Source organism: Sphingobium sp., assembly GCF_033795625.1.
GTDB lineage: Bacteria > Pseudomonadota > Alphaproteobacteria > Sphingomonadales > Sphingomonadaceae > Sphingobium.
Map to the genome: position 1 here is coordinate 135,985 of NZ_JARYGI010000002.1, position 17,551 is coordinate 153,535.

14 protein-coding genes are annotated in these 17,551 nt (G+C 61.8%); 10 read left to right on the top strand and 4 right to left on the bottom strand.

Annotation, left to right across the window (positions count from 1 at the left end; genetic code table 11):
- Positions 1 to 158 precede the first annotated feature (158 nt).
- The 4 genes from QHC67_RS01775 (at position 159) to alr (ending at position 5,373) form a co-directional block, all read left to right on the top strand.
- The gene (locus tag QHC67_RS01775; protein ID WP_319290296.1) at positions 159 to 2,156 is read left to right on the top strand and encodes an acetyl/propionyl/methylcrotonyl-CoA carboxylase subunit alpha; all 1,998 of its coding nucleotides are present in this window, start codon (positions 159 to 161) and stop codon (positions 2,154 to 2,156) included.
- Between the two features lie 101 nt (positions 2,157 to 2,257).
- Entirely contained in the window at positions 2,258 to 2,629 is a 372-nt protein-coding gene (locus QHC67_RS01780; protein WP_319290297.1) for a tRNA-binding protein, read from the top strand.
- A gap of 71 nt (positions 2,630 to 2,700) precedes the next feature.
- Positions 2,701 to 4,302: an MFS transporter gene (locus tag QHC67_RS01785; RefSeq protein ID WP_319290299.1), complete on the top strand. Its 1,602-nt coding sequence runs from the start codon at positions 2,701 to 2,703 to the stop codon at positions 4,300 to 4,302.
- 18 nt (positions 4,303 to 4,320) lie between these two features.
- Positions 4,321 to 5,373 carry an alanine racemase gene (gene alr / locus QHC67_RS01790; protein ID WP_319290301.1) on the top strand — a complete coding sequence of 351 codons (1,053 nt, stop codon included), beginning with the start codon at positions 4,321 to 4,323 and terminating at the stop codon, positions 5,371 to 5,373.
- 55 nt (positions 5,374 to 5,428) lie between these two features.
- Here the strand turns inward: alr and QHC67_RS01795 are convergent, their stop codons facing one another.
- Both QHC67_RS01795 and QHC67_RS01800 read right to left on the bottom strand, forming a co-directional pair.
- Entirely contained in the window at positions 5,429 to 6,601 is a 1,173-nt protein-coding gene (locus tag QHC67_RS01795) for an acetyl-CoA C-acetyltransferase (protein ID WP_319290304.1), read from the bottom strand.
- A 41-nt stretch (positions 6,602 to 6,642) separates the two neighbouring features.
- Positions 6,643 to 7,413: an alpha/beta fold hydrolase gene (locus QHC67_RS01800; RefSeq protein WP_319290306.1), complete on the bottom strand. Its 771-nt coding sequence runs from the start codon at positions 7,411 to 7,413 to the stop codon at positions 6,643 to 6,645.
- A gap of 334 nt (positions 7,414 to 7,747) precedes the next feature.
- On the opposite strand from QHC67_RS01800, the gene phaR reads away from it, so the two are divergent.
- From phaR to rnr, 3 genes are all read left to right on the top strand, one after another.
- Positions 7,748 to 8,341 carry a polyhydroxyalkanoate synthesis repressor PhaR gene (phaR, locus tag QHC67_RS01805; RefSeq protein WP_319290308.1) on the top strand — a complete coding sequence of 198 codons (594 nt, stop codon included), beginning with the start codon at positions 7,748 to 7,750 and terminating at the stop codon, positions 8,339 to 8,341.
- Between the two features lie 135 nt (positions 8,342 to 8,476).
- The gene (gene proS, locus QHC67_RS01810; RefSeq protein ID WP_319290310.1) at positions 8,477 to 10,003 is read left to right on the top strand and encodes a proline--tRNA ligase; all 1,527 of its coding nucleotides are present in this window, start codon (positions 8,477 to 8,479) and stop codon (positions 10,001 to 10,003) included.
- Between the two features lie 58 nt (positions 10,004 to 10,061).
- Entirely contained in the window at positions 10,062 to 12,380 is a 2,319-nt protein-coding gene (gene rnr, locus QHC67_RS01815; RefSeq protein ID WP_319290312.1) for a ribonuclease R, read from the top strand.
- A 1-nt stretch (position 12,381) separates the two neighbouring features.
- On the opposite strand, the gene QHC67_RS01820 is transcribed toward rnr, so the two are convergent.
- A complete protein-coding gene (locus QHC67_RS01820; RefSeq protein ID WP_319290314.1) occupies positions 12,382 to 12,837 on the bottom strand; it encodes a universal stress protein in 456 nt (151 codons plus the stop codon).
- 162 nt (positions 12,838 to 12,999) lie between these two features.
- Here QHC67_RS01820 and QHC67_RS01825 point away from each other — a divergent pair, with 162 nt between their 5' ends.
- The 3 genes from QHC67_RS01825 to QHC67_RS01835 all read left to right on the top strand — a co-directional run bounded on the left by QHC67_RS01825 (position 13,000) and on the right by QHC67_RS01835 (position 17,119).
- Positions 13,000 to 14,295 (top strand): pyruvate dehydrogenase complex dihydrolipoamide acetyltransferase, encoded by a 1,296-nt coding sequence (locus QHC67_RS01825; protein ID WP_319290316.1) that lies wholly within the window; start codon positions 13,000 to 13,002, stop codon positions 14,293 to 14,295.
- Positions 14,296 to 14,357: 62 nt separating this feature from the next.
- Positions 14,358 to 15,755, top strand: a complete 1,398-nt coding sequence (gene lpdA / locus QHC67_RS01830; RefSeq protein ID WP_319290318.1) for a dihydrolipoyl dehydrogenase — start codon at positions 14,358 to 14,360, stop codon at positions 15,753 to 15,755.
- A gap of 86 nt (positions 15,756 to 15,841) precedes the next feature.
- Positions 15,842 to 17,119 (top strand): metal-dependent hydrolase family protein, encoded by a 1,278-nt coding sequence (locus QHC67_RS01835; protein ID WP_319290320.1) that lies wholly within the window; start codon positions 15,842 to 15,844, stop codon positions 17,117 to 17,119.
- Positions 17,120 to 17,136: 17 nt separating this feature from the next.
- Here QHC67_RS01835 and QHC67_RS01840 read toward each other — a convergent pair whose 3' ends face one another.
- Complete coding sequence (locus QHC67_RS01840; RefSeq protein ID WP_319290323.1) at positions 17,137 to 17,493, bottom strand: Rap1a/Tai family immunity protein; 357 nt, start codon at positions 17,491 to 17,493, stop codon at positions 17,137 to 17,139.
- Positions 17,494 to 17,551 lie beyond the last annotated feature (58 nt).

Here is a 17,551-nt window from a genome sequence, read left to right on the forward strand (position 1 = left end):
CCGCTTTAATACGGAATGACTGGATTTACTCCGTTCGCGCTGAGCGAAGTCGAAGGGTTCCATCGAGCGCGGCGAGGTGCCTTCGCTGACGCTCAGGCAATGGCTTCGACTTCGCTCAGCCCGAACGGAATGGAAATTGGATTGAGGCAAGGACACAAATGACAATCACCAAAATCCTCATCGCGAACCGCGGCGAAATCGCCTGTCGGGTGATCCGCACCGCGCGCAAGATGGGCATCGCTACGGTCGCGGTTTATTCTGACGCTGATTCGCGCGCGCCGCATGTGCTGATGGCCGATGAAGCCGTGCATATCGGGCCTTCGCCTGCCGCGCAGTCTTACCTGATCGCCGAGAAGATCATTCAGGCATGCAAGGATACTGGCGCGGACGCGGTGCATCCAGGCTATGGCTTCCTGTCGGAGCGGACGAGCTTTGCGGAGGCGTTGAAGGACGCCGGCATCGCCTTTATAGGCCCGCCCCCCGGCGCAATCGCCGCGATGGGCGACAAGATCGAATCCAAGAAGCTGGCGCTTGAAGCAGGCGTTAACGTCGTTCCGGGCTTCGTCGGAGAGATCGACGACACCGACCATGCAGTGCGGATCGCCAACGACATCGGCTATCCGGTGATGATGAAGGCGTCGGCGGGCGGCGGCGGCAAGGGCATGCGGCTGGCCTATAGCGAGCAGGACGTGCGCGAAGGCTTCGAGGCGACCAAGCGCGAAGGGCTGGCGAGCTTTGGCGACGATCGCGTGTTCATCGAGAAGTTCATCGAGAGCCCGCGCCATATCGAAATCCAGGTGCTGGGAGACCAGCATGGCAACATCGTCTATTTGAACGAACGCGAATGTTCGATCCAGCGCCGCCATCAGAAGGTGGTCGAGGAAGCGCCTTCACCGTTCGTCACGCCGAAGATGCGCAAGGCCATGGGCGAGCAGGCCGTCGCACTGGCGCGGGCTGTGGGCTATTACAGCGCCGGTACCGTGGAATTGATCGTCAGTGGCGCAGACACGACCGGCGAAGGCTTCTACTTCCTTGAAATGAACACGCGCCTGCAGGTCGAGCATCCGGTGACGGAGCAGATCACCGGCCTCGATCTGGTCGAGCAGATGATCCGCGTTGCCAATGGCGAGAAGCTGGCCTTCACGCAGGACGACGTGAAAATCAACGGCTGGTCGGTCGAGAACCGCGTCTATGCCGAGGATCCCTATCGCGGGTTCCTGCCCTCGACGGGGCGTCTGGTGCGATACAATCCGCCGGAACTGGTGGAAGGTGTGCGGGTGGACGATGGCGTCACCGAGGGCGGCGAAGTCAGCATGTTCTACGATCCGATGATCGCCAAGCTGATCACCTATGCGCCGACGCGGCTTGAGGCGATCGACAAGCAGATCGAGGCGTTGGATGGTTTCGAGATCGAAGGGCCGGGGCACAATATCGATTTCCTCTCGGCCATCATGCAGCATGAGCGCTTCCGGTCAGGCAACATCACGACGGGGTTCATCGCCGAGGAATATCCGGACGGCTTCCACGGTGCGCCCGCTTCGCCCAAGTTGCTGCGCAAGCTGGCAGCTATCGGAGCCTTTGCCGGAATGGCGCAGGCGGACCGCGCGCGGCGGATCGATGGGCAACTGGGGCTGAAGCTCAGGCCGCCAACGGGCTGGCAAGTGAAGGTCGGCGCGGGGGATTCCGGCGTCCTACATGATGTGACGATCGCGCTCGACGAAGTAACCGTGGATGGCGAGCCGCTGGAGATGAGCCTGGAATATACGCCAGGGGACCGGATCGTCGAGGCAGAGTTCGACGGCGAGCCGCTGGCGGTGCGGATTGCGCCTGTGCGTGGCGGCTTCAAGCTGACTGCGCACGGCGCGTCGCATGTCGTACGCGTGCTGCCTTCCCATGTCGCGCCATTGGCGCAGCACATGATCGAGAAGATCCCGCCTGATCTGTCGCGTTATCTGATTTGCCCGATGCCGGGTCTGCTCGTTTCGCTTAACGTGGCCGCGGGCGATAAGGTCGAGGCGGGGCAACCGCTGGCTGTGATCGAGGCAATGAAGATGGAGAACATCCTGCGCGCACAAAAGAGCGGAACGGTGAAGTCTTTATCCGCAAAGGCTGGTGACAGTCTGGCGGTAGATGCCATCATCCTGGAAATGGAGTAGTTCCGACATTCTTCCATAGGCAGAATTTCCGCTTTCTTCGTTATAGATCCAGAGAGGCGGCAGGCCGACCTTGGCTGATGTGAAGGGAAAGGGGGACGGCAATGCACCTCAATCATGATCACGATGCGCCCGTGGCGCCCGAGATCAGTTTCGATGCTTTTCTGGCGGTCGATATCCGGATCGGCACCATCCTCAGCGCCGAACCCCTTCCCGGCGCGCGCAAGCCTGCCTACAAGCTGCTGATCGATTTTGGGGCAGGCGTCGGCACTAAAAAGAGCAGCGCGCAGATTACCGAGAACTACGCGCTCGATGCGCTGGCTGGGCGGCAGGTCGCAGCCGTGGTGAACTTCCCGCCGCGGCAGATCGGCAAGTTCATGTCGGAGGTTCTGACCCTGGGTTTTGCCGACGCCGCGGGGGCGGTAACGCTGTTTGCGCCCGACAAGCCGGTACCAAATGGCTCGAGACTGTTCTAGCCGCTACACTTGGCGGGTTGCGGGGCTCCCCGAAAGCAGCCAAGACGCTACGAAGGAAAGCGGGGGTTGGAATGGCAAGTGCAGTGCCGGGTTCGGGTGATTATGTGATGGATGTGAAGCGGGACCGGTTGGTTATCGCTGCGTCGTCGCTTGGCACGGTGTTCGAATGGTATGATTTCTTCATATACGGCACATTGGCCGCCATCATCGGGCGCACCTTCTTTCCGACAGACAATCCGGCGGTCGAACTGCTCTATTCCCTCGCCGGGTTCGCGGTAGGCTTCGGTTTCAGGCCGCTGGGGGCAGTGCTGTTCGGCTATTTCGGCGATCGGCTGGGGCGGAAGTATACGTTCCTCGCGACGATCACCGTGATGGGCATTGCAACCGCCGGGGTGGGCCTGACGCCCTCTGCCGCGTCGATAGGCGCTGCAGCGCCGGTTATCCTCATCATCCTGCGCATCTTGCAGGGGCTTGCTCTGGGCGGCGAATATGGCGGCGCAGCTATCTATGTCGCAGAGCATGCGCCGGTCGAACGGCGCGGCTTCTACACCAGTTTTATCCAGGCGAGTGTCGTGGGGGGCTTCATCCTGTCGATTGTCGTAGTGCTCGGTACGCAGTGGCTAGTCGGTGCGGAGGCGTGGGACGCTTGGGGGTGGCGCGTCCCCTTCGTATTTTCGCTGCTGTTGCTGGCTATATCGCTGTGGATCCGGCTGAAGCTGAAGGAAAGCCCGGTCTTTCAGGCGATGAAGCAGGCGGGGGAATGTGCGAAAAACCCGCTGAAAGAGACCTTTACCTATCCGGGCAACAAGAAGCGGCTGGTGGTGGCACTGTTTGGGGTGGCGGCAGGACTTACCGTCATCTGGTACACGGCGATGTTCCAGGTCCTGTATTTCCTTCAGAATGCGCTGCGGGTCGAACCGGTAACGGCGCAGATATTGGTGGGTATCGGCGCGGCGAGCGGATTGTTCTGGTTCCTGTATTTTGGGCATCTGTCCGACAAGATTGGTCGGAAAAAGCCGATAGTGATCGGCTATGCGGCGACTTTGCTGCTGCTCTTTCCTGTGTTCCACCTGATCGGCGGCGCTGCTAATCCGGGGCTTGCCGAGGCAGCGCGCCGCGCGCCAGTCGTCGTGAGCGGGCCGGATTGCGGCTTCGACCCCTTTGCGAAGGTGCAGGCAAGCGATTGCGCAAGGATGCTGGACTATTTCTCCAAGAAGGGTGTCCATTATCAAAAGGCCCCTGCGGACGTGACGAAGGTGTCGGTCGCAGGGGTCGTACAAACGGACACCAGCCCCGAGGCATTGGACCGCACGCTGGCAGCGGCAGGCTATGATCTTGGCAAGGTGAGGCCGTCCTTCGCGGATTCGCTGACGATCTTGCTCGGTATACTGGTTCTGGGGGCGTTGTCGGGCGCCACATATGGACCCGTGGCGGCGCTTCTGTCGGAGCTTTTTCCGGCGCGGATACGCTATAGTTCGATGTCGATCCCCTATCACATCGGCACGGGTTATTTCGGAGGGTTCCTGCCGCTGGTCAGCCAGTATATCGTGGCGCGCACCGGCGATCCTTATTCGGGGCTCTGGTACACCATGGCCGTGGTGGCGATGTCGCTCGTGGTGGCGCTTTGGGGGTTGCCTGAAACGCGTGGAGCAAGGCTCGACGCGAAAGGGTGAGCGGGCTATCGGCTGGATATGCCGACCCATCCTGATATTTCTTCGCCCCTCCGCCTGTCACTCGATCGCGCAGCGTTGCAGCACAACTGGCAGTCGCTCGCGAGAATGAGCGGCAAGGCGGCGTGCGGGGCGGCCATTAAGGCAAATGGTTATGGGCTGGGTGCGCGGCGGGTCATGACGCATCTGGCCGCCGCGGGATGCCGCGACTTCTTCGTCGCGACATGGGCGGAGGCACAGACGTTGATGCCGATCGCATCCGGCCTGTCCTTGTCAGTGCTGCACGGCGTCCGAACCGAAGACATGGCGGTCGCAATCGGAGGTGCGGCGAGGCCCGTGCTTTCCACGCCCGAGCAGATCGCGCGATGGCGGCAGGCGGGGGGCGGCGCTTGCGACGTCATGATCGATACGGGCATGAACAGACTAGGGCTCGATTGGCAGAGTGACGTTGCCGGACTGGTAAATGGCCTGAAGATTGAAGTGCTGATGAGCCATCTGGCATGCGCGGATGACGATAACCCGCTCTCTGCGCTGCAGCGGCAGCGGTTCGCCGCACTGACCCAGCAGATTCCGGCAAGCCGGTACAGCCTTGCGAACAGCGCGGGCATTTGCCTTGGCGCGGACTATCATTTCGATCTGACGCGGCCGGGCGTGGCTTTGTACGGGGGGGTGCCTCGTAACGAAGCCACTGGCAAGCTGCGGCAGGTCGTGACGCCGCAGGCACAAGTGCTGCAGCAGCGTGTCGTTCGGGCGGGCGATCAGGTCGGGTATAACGCGACCTACACGGCACAACGCGATACGCCTGTCGTCGTTCTCAACATTGGATATGCGGACGGATATCTTCGTGGCTTTTCGGGAACGGGCAGGGTGCTCGCGGGTGCAGCCGCATTGCCTGTCATCGGCCGGGTGTCCATGGATCTGCTAATCGTAGATGCGACTGATGCACCGGACGTGGGCGAAGGCGACTGGCTCGATATCGATTATGATCTGCCCACTGCGGCCGCGGCTTCGGGATTGTCGCAGTATGAACTGCTTACTGGCCTAGGTCAGCGGTTTGAAAGGCGTTGGGTATAAACGAAGAAGGCCGCACCTTCCGGCGCGGCCTCCCGAGCATATGGGGCCTAGGCGCTTAGCGTTCGATGCACATGGCGATGCCCATGCCGCCGCCAATGCACAGAGTTGCGAGGCCTTTCTTGGCGTCGCGGCGCTCCATCTCGTAAAGCAGCGTCGTCAGCACGCGTGCGCCCGAAGCGCCGATCGGATGGCCAATGGCAATGGCGCCACCGTTGACGTTGACCTTCTCGGCATCCCATCCGAGTTCCTTGCCGACTGAGAGAGCCTGCGCGGCAAAGGCTTCGTTCGCTTCGATCAAGTCGACGTCCGACAGCTTCCAGCCCGCTTTTTCAAGGGCGAGGCGGCTTGCCGGCACAGGACCGATACCCATGACCGACGGATCGACGCCGCAGGTTGCCCAGGAGGCGATGCGCCCGAGCACCTTCGATCCACGCTTCTCCGCCTCGTCAGCGGACATCAGCACGAGCGCCGCTGCGCCGTCATTGATGCCGCTTGCGTTGCCAGCCGTCACCGACCCGTCCTTCTTGAAGGCAGGGCGGAGCGACTGCATCGCCTCGAACGTTGCGCCTGCACGGATATATTCGTCCTGATCGACCACAGTATCGCCCTTGCGGCCCTTGATCGTGACAGGCGCGATCTCGTCCGCGAAGCGTCCAGCAGCGCGCGCTGCCTCCGCCTTGTTCTGGCTGGCGGTGGCGAAACGGTCCTGATCGTCGCGCGTGACCTGATATTTCTCGGCTACGTTCTCGGCAGTGACACCCATGTGATAGTCGTTGAAAGCGTCCGTCAGGCCATCATGGATCATGGTGTCGATGAAGGCCACATTCCCCATCTTCGTGCCGCCACGCAGCATCTGCGTGTGCGGGGCCATCGACATGCTCTCCTGTCCGCCCGCAACCATGATGCGTGCGTCGCCGGTCTTGATGGCTTGAGCGGCGAGCGCCACGGCGCGCAGCCCGGATCCGCACAGCTGATTGATGCCCATCGCGGTACGCTCGACCGGAATGCCAGCATTCACTGCGGCTTGGCGAGCCGGGTTCTGGCCCTGACCAGCCGCAAGCACCTGACCAAGGATCACTTCATCCACTTCTCCAGGGGCAACGCCAGCCTGCTCAAGCGCCGCTTCGATGACGACGCGGCCAAGTTCATGCGCCGGAGTCGTGGCGAACGCGCCCAGGAAGCTGCCAACGGCAGTGCGCTTGGCTGCGGTGATGACAACATCAGTCATAGAAATATATTCCTCATCGTCAGGAAAATCGTAGTGCGCCTCTAGCACCGGCGTTCATGCTTGAACAGCCACTCGGACAGCGGCACCCACAGGCTCTGCGGAGCCCTACGGCCTACGATCATGCCCACATGGCCCATATCGAGCAGCCACTTCTCAGCAAGGGGCGGGGCGGATCCCGCTGGAACGATCCGGTCGGTAGAAGAGCATATTGCCAGCGTCGGCACGTCAAAGTCTTGTGGCCGGACAATAGTGTCTCCAATGGCCCAAAAGCCCGAAGCCGTTGCATCCTGTTCATACAGCTTCTCGAACAACTCCTGACCTGCCGCATAGGTGAGAGGGGGGCCAGCGTTGGCCCAATCTTCCAGAGTGATGAAGGCGGCCTCGGCCTCGCTGCCTTCCTCCATCTCTCCGAACTCGGCATATTTGGCGATTGTGCGCGCCGGGTCGAGCGACCAGAACCCCGACTGCAGAACCTCCATGGGAACATAGCCCAGCCTCTGGCAGAGCGGCTTTGCCCCCGCCCATAAACGGACAATGTCCCTCCGCGACGCTTCGGGGAAGCCGCTGAAGTTCCAGGGGGCCGCTATCGTGACGAGCGCAGAGAGAGACATGCAAGCGGCCGCTCCCGCAGCCAGCGTACCGCCGAGGCAATAGCCGACGAGTATCGGGGGCTGCCCATTGTCCAGCGATTGCAGCAGCGGAAGAAGTTGCTGCGCAACATGATCGGCCAGGCCCAGATTTTGCGCGTCGGCCGCAGGATGCCCCCAATCGACGAGAAAAGCATTGTGTCCGCGCGCCGCCAGCCATCGCATCAGGGAGGTTTTCTCAGAAAGATCAAGTACATCAGGTGGGTTGATCAGCGATGGAATGAGCACAATCGGCGTGTTGTTATCTCCGCTCCCGGATTGGAAATGTAAAAGCTTGGCTGTTTGCGCAGTAGCGTGAACAACGGGGGCGGGGGGTCGTGTCGGGCGCGTGGCATTCTGATACCGTTTCAAACCTGCCAATGCTCGCGTTCGCAGCACGGGATCATTCTCAGTCTGCCTCATGAGAATGTCCAGAAATAGAGGCAGCGGCCTCGGCCCATGTTGCGGTGCGGCAACGTTTGGTGCTATTGCAGCATCAGTTAGCGTCGGAGGGCTGTTCATGGCGAAATCGAAAGTGGCGGGTGAGTCGGAAACGGTCATCATCAAGAAATATGCCAATCGGCGTCTCTACAACACCGAAACCTCCAGCTACATCACTCTCGACCTGCTTTCGCAGATGACGCGGGAGGGACGAGAGTTCGTCGTGCTTGACGCAAAGACGAACGAGGACATCACGCACAATGTCCTGACCCAGATCATCATGGACGAGGAACAGCGTGGCAAGAACATGCTGCCGGTGAACTTCCTGCGCCAGCTCATCTCCATGTACGGGGATTCCATGCAGTCGATGGTTCCGCAGTATCTGGAGGCGTCGATGGATGCATTTCGCAAGAATCAGCTCCAGTTTCAGGAAGCCATGCAGGGCGCCTTTGCAGGCGGGCCGCTGGCGGAGATCGCCAAGCGCAACATGGAAATGTTCGAGGCCGCAACCACGGCCTTCAAGGCGCAGGGCTTGCCGGGCATTGCGGGATTCGAGGCACCGGCCAAGGCTGCGGCCGCGCCAGCAGCCAATGAGGAAAAAGACGACGAGATCGCGCAGTTGAAGGCGCAACTTGCTTCACTGAACGCCAAGATCGAGAAGCTGGCGCCTTAACGGCTTCTTCGTACGCCGCGACATTCAGGGCCGCCATTTGCGCGGCCCTTTTCTATTTGCGGGCCGCAGCACTCGACTTTCGCAGCGGGCTTGCTCTATTGCCGCGCAACATCTTCCAGAGTCAGGCGCATATCAGTGAAACACGCTCTCTCCGTTACTCGCGATCAGGACTTTGCCGCCTGGTATCAGGCTGTCATCAGCGAAGCGGACCTGGCAGAGGAATCCGGCGTGCGCGGCTGCATGGTCATTCGGCCGTGGGGCTATGGCATCTGGGAGCGAATACAGGCGCTGCTCGACGCGGAGATCAAGCGTACGGGGCATGAGAACTGCTATTTCCCGCTGTTCATCCCCCTGTCCTATTTCGAGAAGGAAGCGGAGCACGTCGACGGTTTCGCCAAGGAAATGGCAGTCGTCACGCATCACCGGCTGATCCAGAAGGATGGGCGGCTGGTGCCCGATCCGGAGGCGAAGCTGGAGGAGCCGCTGGTCGTGCGGCCAACGTCGGAAACAGTGATCGGGGCAGCCTTCTCGCGCTGGGTGCAGAGCTGGCGCGACCTGCCCGTGTTGATCAACCAATGGGCGAATGTCGTGCGCTGGGAAATGCGGACGCGGATGTTCCTGCGCACCAGCGAGTTTCTCTGGCAGGAGGGGCACACCGCCCACGCCAGCGAAGCGGAAGCACGCGAAGAGACGCTGAAGATGCTCGAAGTGTATCGCAGCTTTGCCGAGGATTGTCTGGCGCTGCCCGTGGTCGCTGGCGAGAAGCCGGAGAATGAGCGCTTTCCCGGCGCTGTCGCGACGTACTCGATCGAGGCGATGATGCAGGACGGCAAGGCGCTTCAGGCAGGCACTTCGCATTTCCTGGGCACCACGTTCTCTTTCGCGCAGAACATCCGGTTCCAGAATAGCGAAGGGCAGCAGGAACTCGCGCAGACGACAAGCTGGGGCGTGTCGACGCGCATGATCGGCGGCGTCATCATGGTGCATGGCGACGATGATGGCCTGCGCGTGCCGCCGCGCATCGCGCCGCATCAGATCGTCATCGTTCCAATGCTGCGCGATGTACCGGAAGACGATGCGATCGTTGACTATTGCATGGCATTGCTGGTCACGCTGCAGAAGCTCGACGCGTTTCGCGAACCCGTGCGGGTGCTGCTGGACCGGCGTCCGGCCAAGGCTGCGAACAAGCGCTGGGGCTGGGTGAAGAAGGGTGCGCCGATCATCGTCGAAGTGGGCGGACGCGATGTTGCGGGCGGCAATGTGTCGGTCTTGCGCCGCGACCGGCTCTACAAGGATGATGGCAAGCTGGACAGCGCCGTGGTCGCCAAGGACGATTTTGTCGCCACGGCTACGGATATGCTCGTGGAGATCCAGAGCGCGTTGCATACGCAGGCGACGGAGCGGCTGCACAGCAATATCGAGCGGAGCATCACAGACATCGATGCCCTGAAATCCTATTTCGCTGCGAACGATAAGTCAGGCTGGGCGGAGGTGCAGTGGAGCAAGCCCACCGGCGCCGGACTTGAAAAAGTCGTGCAGTGGCTCAAGGGCGAGAAGTTGACGCTGCGCAACGTCCCGCTGGATGCGGCGGCTGCGGATGGCGCGTGCATCTTTACCGGCGACGAGGCGGTGGAGCGCGTACTGGTCGGCCGCTCTTATTAGCTGGGATTAGTCTGGCGCGGGCTGGTCAGTGCCTGCCCCAGCCCCTATGTCCAGTAGCATGAGTGAACCGCCCAAGCCGCCTCGCACCAAAGCGTCCCGCGTCAAGCCCGCCGGCTTTCCGACGCGCAAGCAGATCCTGGATTTCATTGCCGAGTCCGACACGCCCGCGGGGAAGCGGGAGATCGCGCGCGCCTTCGGCTTAAAAGGGCAGGAGAAGATCGCGCTCAAGTCGCTGCTGAAGGACATGGCGGACGAGGGGCTGATCGACATCGGCCCGGCGCGGGCTTTCCACAAGATGGGTGGCGTTCCGAAGGTCACTGTGCTGCGGATCGTGGATGTGGATGGGAGCACGCTGCTGGCGGTTCCCGAGCGCTGGGAGGCCGAAGGCGTGCCGCCGCCGCGTCTGCGCATCATGGAGCGCGGCAAGCGCAGCGCGCTCACCGTCGGTGACCGGATTTTGGCGCGGACGGAGGAAGCGGGGGCGGGCTGGGTCGCGCATCCGATGAAGAAGCTCGCAAAGGGCGAGGAACTGCTGCTGGGCATTGTCGAGCAGCAGGACGGCGGTGCGCTGCTGTTGCGTCCGGTGGACAAGCGCAACCGCAATGTCACGCGAATCGTCGAGCTGGGCAATGCGAAGCCCGGCGATCTGGTGCTGGCGGAGGCTGGCGGCCGAGCCCCAAAGATGACGGCGCGCGTCACCGACATTCTGGGCGATCCCTTCGCGGCAAAGAGCTTCAGCCTGATCGCCATTCACAAGTTCGGCATTCCTTTCACCTTCCCCGACCGGGCCGAGGACGAGGCACTGGCGGTGGCGGACCTGCCGCTGCACGAAGCCAAGCGGGAAGACCTGCGGCACCTGCCGATCGTCGCCATCGACCCCGTAGACGCGCGCGACTTCGACGATGCGGTGTGGGCAGCCCCGGATGAGGACGGCACCAACGAGGGTGGCTTCCGCGCCATCGTCGCCATTGCCGACGTCTCCTATTATGTCCGGCCGGGGAGCAACCTCGACCGGGAAGCACGCAAGCGAGGCAACAGCGTTTACTTTCCGGACCGGGTCGTGCCCATGCTTCCGCACCAGCTTTCATCCGATATGTGCTCGCTCCGGGCCGAGGAAGATCGGGCCGCCATGGCCTGCCACCTCACCATCGACAAGCATGGCAAAGTGACATCATGGCGCTTCACCCGCGCGGTCATTCGGGTGGCGGCCAACATTCCCTATGAGCAGGCGCAGGCAGCCATAGATGGCGAGGCGGAGAACGCGTTGCTGGAGACGGCGCTGAAGCCACTTTGGGCGTGCTGGGCGCTGTTGGCGAAAGCCCGCGACAAGCGTGAGCCGCTGGATCTCGATCTGCCCGAGAGACGCGTGGTTCTGGACGAGGCGGGAAAGATCGTCAGCGTCGCGATACGTGAGCGGCTGGACGCCCATCGTCTGATCGAAGACTTCATGATCGCGGCCAACGTCGCGGCGGCAAAAGCGCTGGAGGCCAAGAAGGCACCAGTCATGTATCGCGTCCATGAGCCGCCGAGTCGCGAGAAGCTGGTGGCGCTGAAAGACTATCTGAAGGCTTTCGACGTGGAATTTGCGCTGGGGCAGGTGATCCGTCCTGCGACGTTCAACCGCCTGATCGCGAAGATTGGCGAGGACGACGCCAAGCCGCAGATCATGGAGCAGATTCTGCGCACCCAGACTCAGGCATATTACGGACCGGAGAATGCCGGGCATTTCGGGCTGGCGCTGGGCAGTTACGCGCATTTCACCTCACCGATTCGCCGCTACGCGGACTTGCTGGTGCATCGTGCGCTGGTCGGTGCCTATGGATTGGAGCTGCCAGCGCCGAAGAACAAGGACTTGCCGGAAAAGACCTCGCTGTCGGGCGAGGACCTGAGCCACATGAGCCGGGTCGGCGAACTTATAAGCCAGCATGAGCGCCGCGCAATGGAAGCGGAACGGGAAACCGTGGACCGTTATGTCGCCGCTTTCCTGGCCCTGCGCGTGGGCGAAGTTCTGGAGGCGCGGATTACGGGCGTGCAGAGTTTCGGCTTCTTCGCGACGGTCGAGGGACTTGGCGGCGACGGCTTGGTGCCGGTCTCGACGCTGGGCGCGGAGCGCTTCCTGCTCGACGAAGCGAGCCGTTCGCTGGTCGGCATGTCCAGCGGCGACCGTTACACACAGGGCCAGCGCCTGCCGTTGCGGCTGGTCGAAGCGGACCCGATCAATGGAGCCCTGCGGTTCGAGCTGCCTGAGGGTGCGAGCCACCTGCCATTCCGTGGGCCCAACCGCGGGCCGGGGCGGCCCTCGGGTGGTCTGCAGAGACGCGGGCGGCCGTCAAACATCCGGCACAGCAACAATCCCAGAGGGAAGAACCGGAAGTAGCTCAGCTCAGTCGGTCGATCGCTTCCAGGTCCAATGATCCGGGTATGACCATGATGGGGCAGGGGAGACTGCCTGCGTGCGTGCCCGCGAAATACGTGACGAGAGGCCCAGGCGTTCCGCTTGCCGAGGCGCCGAGGACGAGGGCGTCGACCTCCTCATTCGCATAGAGGGTTTCACGCACGATCGTGACCGGGTCGCCCTGCTTCACCGTGATGGATGGCCGAATGCCCGATTCCTGCATGAGCGTGCCTGCCGCGCCCATCACCAGAGCTTCGGCGCGCTGGCGGGCTTCTTCCTCGATCGTCGCCTGGACGCCGCCCCACTGCACGAACTCGGTAGGCGGGACCAGCGCGAGGATTTGCACGGCGCCACCGGTCTTCGCTGCACGGCGGGCGGCGAAGCGCAACGCCACTTCGGCCTCGGGAGTCTCGTCGACGACGACCAGATATGTGCGCATGGTAAGCCGTGTCCCTGTTATCCGCGCCGAATCTGGGGCATAAACGATCCCGGCGCAAGGCTTTGCCGGATCGAGCGACCCGGCCCCTTGACCGCAGCGGCCAAAGCGTCAAGTAACGGGCTTCCTCCCCACGGAATCAAGATCGAGAAGGGCTGTACCCTCATGGCAATCAACATCCAGATGCCGGCATTGTCTCCCACTATGGAAGAAGGCTCGCTGGCGAAATGGCTGGTGAAGGAAGGCGATACGGTGAAATCCGGCGACCTCCTTGCGGAAATCGAGACCGACAAAGCTACGATGGAATTCGAAGCCGTCGACGAAGGCGTGATTGCCAGCATCCTGGTCGCCGAAGGAACAGATGGCGTAAAGGTGGGAACAGTCATCGCGACATTGACCGTGGAAGGCGAGGAAGCGGCCGCGCCCGCCGCCAAGGCGGAGGCTCCACAGGCCGAAGCACCTAAAGCCGATCCGACCCCCGCGCCTAAAGCGGAAGTTACGCCAGCACCGAAGGCAGATGCCGTTCCTGCCAAGGCGGCGCCGTCTGATGGGGAGCGCGTGAAGGCGAGCCCGCTTGCACGCAGGCTGGCGCAGGCCAGTGGCCTCGACCTGACATCCGTGCAGGGCAGTGGTCCTAATGGCCGGATCGTGAAGGCGGACCTGGAAAGCGCCAAGCCCGCCGCTCAAAGTGCGCCGGCTGCGGCCGCCCCTTCCGCCGCTCCGGTAGCTCAGCCTGCGGCTCAAGCTCCAAGCGGCGGCCAGGATTTCGGCATACCGCACGAAGCCGTGAAGTTGTCGGGCATGCGCAAGACAATTGCGCGCCGTTTGACCGAATCGAAGCAGACGGTGCCGCATATCTACCTCACGGTGGATATCCGGCTCGACAATCTGCTGAAGCTGCGCGAGCAACTGAACGCGAGCCTGAGCGGGCGAGGCATCAAGCTCTCGGTCAACGACTTGCTGATCAAGGCGCTGGCGGTCAGCCTGCTTCAGGTCCCGGAATGCAACGTCCAGTTCGCGGGCGACACGCTGCTAAAGTTTCAGCGCACCGACATATCGGTGGCGGTTTCGATCCCCTCGGGCCTCATCACGCCGATCATCACCGATGCCGGGACCAAGGGTGTAGCGGCGATCTCCGCAGAAATGAAGGACCTTGCGGCCCGGGCAAAGGACGGCAAGCTGAAGCCGGAGGAATATCAGGGCGGCACGGCCAGCCTGTCCAATATGGGCATGTTCGGCATCAAGCAGTTCGAGGCAGTCATCAATCCTCCGCAAGCCATGATCATGGCGATCGGCGCTGGCGAGAAGCGGCCCTACATTGTCGATGATGCGCTGGGCGTCGCCACGGTGATGAGCGCGACAGGCAGCTTCGACCATCGCGCCATCGATGGCGCCGATGGGGCAAAGCTGATGAAGGCGTTCAAGGCGCTGGTGGAAAACCCGCTGTCGATGCTCGCCTGAACGGCAATTATTTCAGCGCCGCTCTGCCTTGAAGGGCAAGCCGTGCGTGATGGAGAATATCTATGGCTGACCAATTCGACCTTATCGTCCTGGGTTCCGGCCCCGGCGGCTACGTGGCTGCGATCCGCGCCAGCCAGCTTGGCCTCAAGACCGCCATCGTGGAGCGGGAGAGCCTGGGCGGTATCTGCCTCAACTGGGGCTGCATCCCGACCAAGGCGCTTCTGCGGACATCGGAAATCTATCACTATATGCAGCAGGCCGACAAATACGGCCTGTCAGTGGAAAAGCCCGCCTTCGATCTGGAGAAGGTCGTCGCCCGTTCGCGCGGCGTCGCCAAGCAGCTCAATCAAGGCGTCACCGGCTTGATGAAAAAGAACAAGGTTACCGTGTATTTCGGCGATGGAAAGCTGACGGGTAAGGATACCCTGTCGGTAACGAAGGACGGAAAGACGACCGACCTTGCCGCCAAGAACATCATCATCGCCACGGGTGCCCGCGCACGCGAGCTGCCCTTTGCGAAGGCCGATGGAAAGCGCATCTGGACCTATCGTCATGCAATGGTGCCGCCCGAAATGCCCACCAAGCTGCTAGTCATCGGATCGGGCGCCATCGGTATCGAATTTGCCAGCTTCTACAACGACATGGGCGCAAAGGTGACGGTCGTGGAAATGCTCGACCGCATCCTGCCGGTCGAAGATGCGGATATCAGCGACTTCATGAACAAGTCACTCGCCAAGCAGGGCATGGACATCCGCATGTCCACCGGCGTCCAGAAGATTACGGACACCGGCAAGGGATTAAGCGCCGAGATCAAGGACAAGGACGGGAAGGTCACTACGGAAGAGTTCAGCCATGTGATCGTCGCGGTGGGCATCGTCCCCAATGTCGAGGATATTGGCCTGGAAGCTGTCGGGATCGAAAAGGACCAGCGCTCTCACATCCAGGCGGATGAATTTTGCCGTACCAACGTGCCGGGCATCTACGCGATCGGCGACGTCACCGGCGCGCCATGGTTGGCGCATAAGGCGAGCCACGAAGCCGTCATCGCTGTAGAGCATCTTTCGGGCGGCCATCCGCATGTAATGGACAAGGCGAACATTCCCGGCTGTACCTACTGCCATCCGCAGGTTGCGTCCGTCGGCCTGACCGAAGCCAAAGCCAAGGAGGCCGGGTACAAGGTGAAGGTCGGCAAGTTCCCCTTCATCGGCAACGGCAAGGCAATTGCCCTGGGCGAAACCGATGGCTTCGTGAAGACGGTGTTCGACGAGGCGACCGGCGAACTGCTGGGCGCGCACATGGTGGGCGCGGAAGTCACCGAGATGATCCAGGGCTATGTGATCGGCAAGACGCTGGAAACGACCGAGGCGGAGTTGATGGAGACGGTGTTCCCGCATCCGACCATTTCCGAGACCATGCACGAAAGCGTGCTGGGCGCATATGGACGGGCGCTGCACATCTAGACGTTCCGCAGTGTCGCGCTTGCCCAAGGGTTGCGGTACTCTGCCTGTCGTGCTGTATCACACTTGTTAAACAAGGAAGTTGCAGCATGTTGAGATCCGCCTTTGCCACTATGGTGGCCACCGGCATCCTGTCCGCGCCGGCGCAGGCGGAAACGGTCGTGATCACGGCCGCGCACATGATCGACGTGCTGAGCGGCAAAACCGTGGATTATCCTGCGATCTTCGTCACTGACGGGCGCATCACGAGCATCGCGGATGCTCGGACTGTGCGCTGGGGCAGCGACGTCACGCACATCGACATGGGTGACAAGACTCTCTTGCCGGGCCTGATAGATATGCACGTCCACCTCGACAGTCTGGCCGAAGTCGGTGGCTATAATGGCCTTCAATATACCGACAATTTCTGGACGGTCGTCGCGGCGGACAATGCTCGCAAGATGTTGAAGGCGGGCTTCACGACCGTGCGCAACGTTGGCTCCAGCAATTATAATGACGTAGCGGTCAAGCAGGCGATCGCCTCTGGCCATGCCGTCGGCCCCCGCATCGTTCCTGCGGCGCATGCGCTTGGCGCGACCGGGGGCCATTGCGACGAAACCTATCTTCCGCCCAGCTTCAAGGCGCGGGGAGACGCGGTTGGAGATGGCCCTCAGGAACTGCGCACCCGCGTCCGGGAACAGCGTAAATATGGTGCGGAAGTCATCAAGGTCTGTGCGACCGGCGGCGTCTTTTCGCGCAACACCGAGCCGGGCCAGCAGCAACTCTCCGAGGAGGAGCTACGCGCCATCGCCGAAGAGGCGCATCAATGGGGATTGAGAGTGGCCGCCCATGCGCATGGCGCGGCCGGTATAAAGGCTGCCATCCGGGCGGGGATCGATACCATCGAACATGTGAGCCTTCTGGATGACGAAGGCATCAAGCTCGCCCTCGCGCGCAAGCAGCCCGTGTGGTTCTCGATGGACATCTTCAATACCGACTACACGCAGGCAGAAGGCGCGAAGAATGGCGTGCTGGAAGACAATCTGCGCAAGGATCGGGAAGTGGCGCAGGTCCAGCGGGACAATTTCCGCAAGGCTCATGCTGCAGGCGTGCCGATGATCTTCGGGTCGGATGCAGGCGTGATGCCGCACGCGCAAGTCGCGGGGCAGTTCAAGGTAATGGTCCAATATGGCATGACACCCTTGCAGGCGATCCAGGCGGCGACCCGCAACGCCGCGCAGGCGTTGGGTCAGGAGAAGGATGTCGGCGCGATCGCGGTGGGACGCTTTGCAGACATAGTTGCTGTGTCGGGCGACCCCCTGTCGAACGTGAGGCTATTGGAAAAGCCGGATGCCGTGATCAAGGGGGGCGAAGTCGTCGGCGATTGAGGGCCGGTGCGCGGGCATTATTTCTGGCAGGGATAGGCGTCGTTCAGAGCGACGCTTACCGTGAGCGATGCCGGGAAAGAGCGCTGATCAGGATAAGCCTTGAGGTATTTGACCACCAAGTCGTGAACCTCCTTCGCGGCCAGTTGCTTCGGCCAGCAATTGTCGGGAGCCCGACCAAGGAAGATATCCTTCTTGATGCCATCCACTACGCCCACGATATAGGCTGAGCACGCGAGCGCATATTCGGGCGCTTTATTCTGGCACTTTTCGAGCAGGGTATTACCTGTTTCGAACATGAATGTTTGCGCCGCGGCCCGCGGCGCGGCCGTCGTGGAAATCGCAAGCATCAGGCTGATCAGGATCTTCGTTCGCATGGCTGTGTCATGAACTATTAGTTGTGGCGCGCCCACCGCTATAAATCACTAACACACC

Coding starts and splice junctions, on each gene's coding strand:
- QHC67_RS01785 (WP_319290299.1), top strand. CDS start 2,701: ATGGCAAGTGCAGTGCCGGGTTCGGGTGATTATGTGATGGATGTGAAG.
- QHC67_RS01800 (WP_319290306.1), bottom strand. CDS start 7,413: ATGCGATGGCTGGCGGCGCGCGGACACAATGCTTTTCTCGTCGATTGG.
- QHC67_RS01820 (WP_319290314.1), bottom strand. CDS start 12,837: ATGCGCACATATCTGGTCGTCGTCGACGAGACTCCCGAGGCCGAAGTG.
- QHC67_RS01840 (WP_319290323.1), bottom strand. CDS start 17,493: ATGCGAACGAAGATCCTGATCAGCCTGATGCTTGCGATTTCCACGACG.
- alr (WP_319290301.1), top strand. CDS start 4,321: ATGCCGACCCATCCTGATATTTCTTCGCCCCTCCGCCTGTCACTCGAT.
- QHC67_RS01835 (WP_319290320.1), top strand. CDS start 15,842: ATGTTGAGATCCGCCTTTGCCACTATGGTGGCCACCGGCATCCTGTCC.
- QHC67_RS01780 (WP_319290297.1), top strand. CDS start 2,258: ATGCACCTCAATCATGATCACGATGCGCCCGTGGCGCCCGAGATCAGT.
- phaR (WP_319290308.1), top strand. CDS start 7,748: ATGGCGAAATCGAAAGTGGCGGGTGAGTCGGAAACGGTCATCATCAAG.
- QHC67_RS01775 (WP_319290296.1), top strand. CDS start 159: ATGACAATCACCAAAATCCTCATCGCGAACCGCGGCGAAATCGCCTGT.
- QHC67_RS01825 (WP_319290316.1), top strand. CDS start 13,000: ATGGCAATCAACATCCAGATGCCGGCATTGTCTCCCACTATGGAAGAA.
- rnr (WP_319290312.1), top strand. CDS start 10,062: ATGAGTGAACCGCCCAAGCCGCCTCGCACCAAAGCGTCCCGCGTCAAG.
- QHC67_RS01795 (WP_319290304.1), bottom strand. CDS start 6,601: ATGACTGATGTTGTCATCACCGCAGCCAAGCGCACTGCCGTTGGCAGC.
- lpdA (WP_319290318.1), top strand. CDS start 14,358: ATGGCTGACCAATTCGACCTTATCGTCCTGGGTTCCGGCCCCGGCGGC.